Annotated in this window: 3 protein-coding genes and 2 pseudogenes; all 5 read left to right on the top strand. The window is 64.2% G+C overall.

The features are described 5' to 3' along the window. Positions 1 to 167 (top strand): annotated as a pseudogene (locus tag EN879_RS29825) (carbohydrate ABC transporter permease); the annotation flags it as partial. A 63-nt stretch (positions 168 to 230) separates the two neighbouring features. Further along, positions 231 to 1,052 carry a sugar phosphate isomerase/epimerase gene (locus EN879_RS29820; protein WP_063167590.1) on the top strand — a complete coding sequence of 274 codons (822 nt, stop codon included), beginning with the start codon at positions 231 to 233 and terminating at the stop codon, positions 1,050 to 1,052. An 11-nt stretch (positions 1,053 to 1,063) separates the two neighbouring features. Then, complete coding sequence (locus EN879_RS29815) at positions 1,064 to 2,140, top strand: Gfo/Idh/MocA family oxidoreductase (protein ID WP_063167591.1); 1,077 nt, start codon at positions 1,064 to 1,066, stop codon at positions 2,138 to 2,140. Next, positions 2,140 to 2,958 (top strand): sugar phosphate isomerase/epimerase, encoded by an 819-nt coding sequence (locus EN879_RS29810; RefSeq protein ID WP_063167592.1) that lies wholly within the window; start codon positions 2,140 to 2,142, stop codon positions 2,956 to 2,958. Before EN879_RS29815 ends, EN879_RS29810 begins: the two co-directional genes overlap by 1 nt. Further along, positions 2,958 to 3,107, top strand: a pseudogene (locus tag EN879_RS40250) (alpha/beta hydrolase); the annotation flags it as partial. The gene EN879_RS29810 and the pseudogene EN879_RS40250, both read left to right, overlap by 1 nt.

Genomic DNA, 3,107 nt, shown 5'->3' with positions numbered 1-3,107 from the left:
CCATGCGCACGGTCCCGATCGGCATCCAGCTGTTGATGGGGCAGCATGCCTTCGAATGGAACCAGATGATGGCGATGAGCGTGCTCGGCTCGCTACCGCTCTTGCTCATCTACCTCGTTGCCCAGAGATACTTCCTCGCCGGCATGACCGCGGGCTCGGTCAAGTAGGATGTTCATCCCACGGCGACGCAGGGTGGCATCAATCAATAAGCGGTATCAAGGATTGAAAGGATGAACGTGAAAGACCTCAAAGTCGGCTGCCAGACCTTCACCTGGGAAATGCTGGGAGACCGGTTCACCGGCGGCCCCGACGATCTGCTGAGGGCGATCTCTGACGGTGGCTATGCCGGCATCGAGATCACCGACACCATGATCGGACATTATGGCAACAAGCCGGAGGAGTTCGCCGCCGCGCTGAAGGCGTGGGGGCTGACGCTGGTTTCCTTCGCCTTTGGCTCGCACAGCGGTTTTACGTCGAAGGAGGAGATCGGCGCCGACCTCGAAACCGCCAAACGCTGGATCGATTTCGCCGCCGCCTTCCCGAATGCGCTGGTGTCGATGGGCTCGGCCACGGTGGTGTCCGACGGCCCGCGCGACGAGAAGTTCGCCATCGCGGCCGAGGTCTACAACCAGGCCGGCGAGCTTGGCCGCAGGGACGGTGTTCAGGTCGCGGTGCATCCCAGCTCGCACCACAACACGCTGCTGTTCGACCGCGCCGATTACGACGCGATCTTTGCCTTGCTCGACCCCGACCTGGTCGGCTGGGTACCGGATACCGGCCATATACTGCGCGGCCACAAGGACATGTCCGATACGCTGCGCACCTACCGCGACCGCATCCGCTACATCCACCTCAAGGACGTCGATGCCAACGGCAGCTGGGCCATGCTCGGCAAGGGCGTCTGCGACACGCCGGCGGTGATCGAGATCGCCAACACCGCACCGCGCTTCAACGGCTGGCTGGTGCTGGAGGAGGAATCCGAAACGGCCGCCGCCGATCCCGCCGGCGCGGTAAAAACCAACCGCCAGACAATGCGCAGCTTGGGCGCCTGAAGAACGAGACGATGATCAAGAAACAGGACAGACGCCTCAGGGTCGGTGTGCTCGGCTGCGGCCCCATCGCGCAGTTCGCGCATCTGCAATCCTGCGTGAAGGCTGGGAATGCCGACCTCTACGCCATCTGCGACGCGGCACCCGATCTGCTCGCCCGCATGGGCGCCACCTACGAGCCGCAAAAGATGTATGCCGACTACGACGCCATGCTCGCCGATCCCGAACTGGAAGCGGTGATCGTCGCCACGTCGGACGCCTATCACGTGCCGATGTCGATCAAGGCGCTCGATGCGGGAAAGCATGTCCTGTGCGAAAAGCCGATCGGCACCTCGGTGGAGGAAGGCGAGGCGCTGGCCCAGGCGGTCAGGCGCTCGGGCAAGGTGCTGCAGGTCGGGCATATGAAGCGCTTCGACCCGGCGCTGGAGGCCGCGCACGACTTCGTCCGCGACGAGATCGGCGAGGTGCTGGCGCTGAAGGCCTGGTACTGCGATTCCACCCATCGCTACACCAACACCGATGCCATTCAGCCGCTGCCGGTCACCAGCAAGCTGGCGAAGAAGCCGACCGGCAATCCCAAGGCTGATCTCAGGCAATATTTCATGCTGGCGCACGGCTCGCATCTCGTCGATACGGCGCGTTTCCTGTGCGGCGATATCGTTGCCGTGCGCGCCCGCCTCAATGAGAAATTCGGCGCCTATTGCTGGTTCGTCGAGACCGAGTTCGCCAGCGGCGCGCTCGGGCATCTCGACCTGACCGTTGCCGTGCGCATGGACTGGCACGAAGGTTTTCAGCTCTATGGCGAGAACGGCTCCGTCATCGCGAAAACCTTCAACCCCTGGTACTTCCGCGCCAGCGAGGTCGAGATATTTCACGAGAAGACCGCCACCGCCCACAAGCCGCTCGGCGCCGACGGCCACTTCTTCCGCCGCCAACTGGAAGGCCTAGCGGATACAGTCCTGAACGGCACGCCGATGCGCGGCGCCAATGTCGAGGACGGTATCGCCTCGATCCGCGCCATGGTCGCCATCGCGCGTTCGGTCGAGACAGGTGAACGGGTCGAACTCGCCTCGGTTTCGGGAGCGGTCTGATGCGTCTCGGCATTTTCGCCAAGACATTTGCCGGCACAGAGCCGGCTGCCGTGCTGACGGCGGTTAAGCAGGCTGGCTATGAGACGACGCAGTTCAATCTCGCCTGCGCCGGCCTGCCGTCGATGCCGGATGTCGTGCCGGCAGATGCCATCGCTTCCGTCCGTGCCGCAGTGCGATCGTCAGGCGTTTCGCTGGCCGCGCTGTCGGGCACCTACAACATGGCGCATCCCGACAAGGCTGTGCGCGACGATGGTCTTCGCCGTCTTGCCGTCGTCATCGAGGCGGCGGCGGCCCTCGGTATTCCGCTGGTCACGCTCTGCACCGGCTCGCGCAATGCCGCCGATCAATGGGCGTATCATCCCGACAATAGCACGCCGGCCGCTTGGTCCGACATGGCCGCCGAGATGGAGAAAGCGCTGGCGCTTGCCGAAGACGCCGGCGTCGATCTCGGCATCGAGCCCGAGCAGGCCAACATCGTTACCTCGGCCAGGGACGCGACCAGGCTGATCGCCGAAATGGGATCGAAGCATCTGAAGATCGTGCTCGATCCGGCGAACCTGTTCGAGCACGCGACGCCACACGAAGCGCGCGCCATCGTCGCCGCCGCGATCGACGAGGCTGCCGGCCATATCGCCATGGCGCACGCCAAGGATCGCTCTGGTGACGGCCGCTTTGCCACCGCCGGACAAGGCATCGTCGATTTTCCGCATTTTGTTTCACGGCTGAAGGCAGCGGGCTTCGACGGATCGCTCGTCACCCACGGGCTGTCCGCCGATGAAGCCCCCGGCGTCGCAGCCTTTCTGCGGGGACTCCTCTGATGGGCGCCGCGCCGGCGATCCTGCTTCGCGACGATGCATCGCTTCGTGTCTTCGACACGGGGCAGGGCAGGCCTCCCGTCGTCTTCCAGCACGGCCTCGGCGGTGATGCGGCACAAGTAGCGCAGAACTTTCCCGATGGTCCTTCATAC

The organism is Mesorhizobium sp. M7A.F.Ca.AU.002.02.1.1 (genome assembly GCF_003998535.1).
Classification (GTDB): Bacteria; Pseudomonadota; Alphaproteobacteria; order Rhizobiales; family Rhizobiaceae; genus Mesorhizobium; species Mesorhizobium ciceri.
Note: the sequence above shows the minus strand (reverse complement) of the source record. Positions and strands in the feature narration are given on the sequence as shown.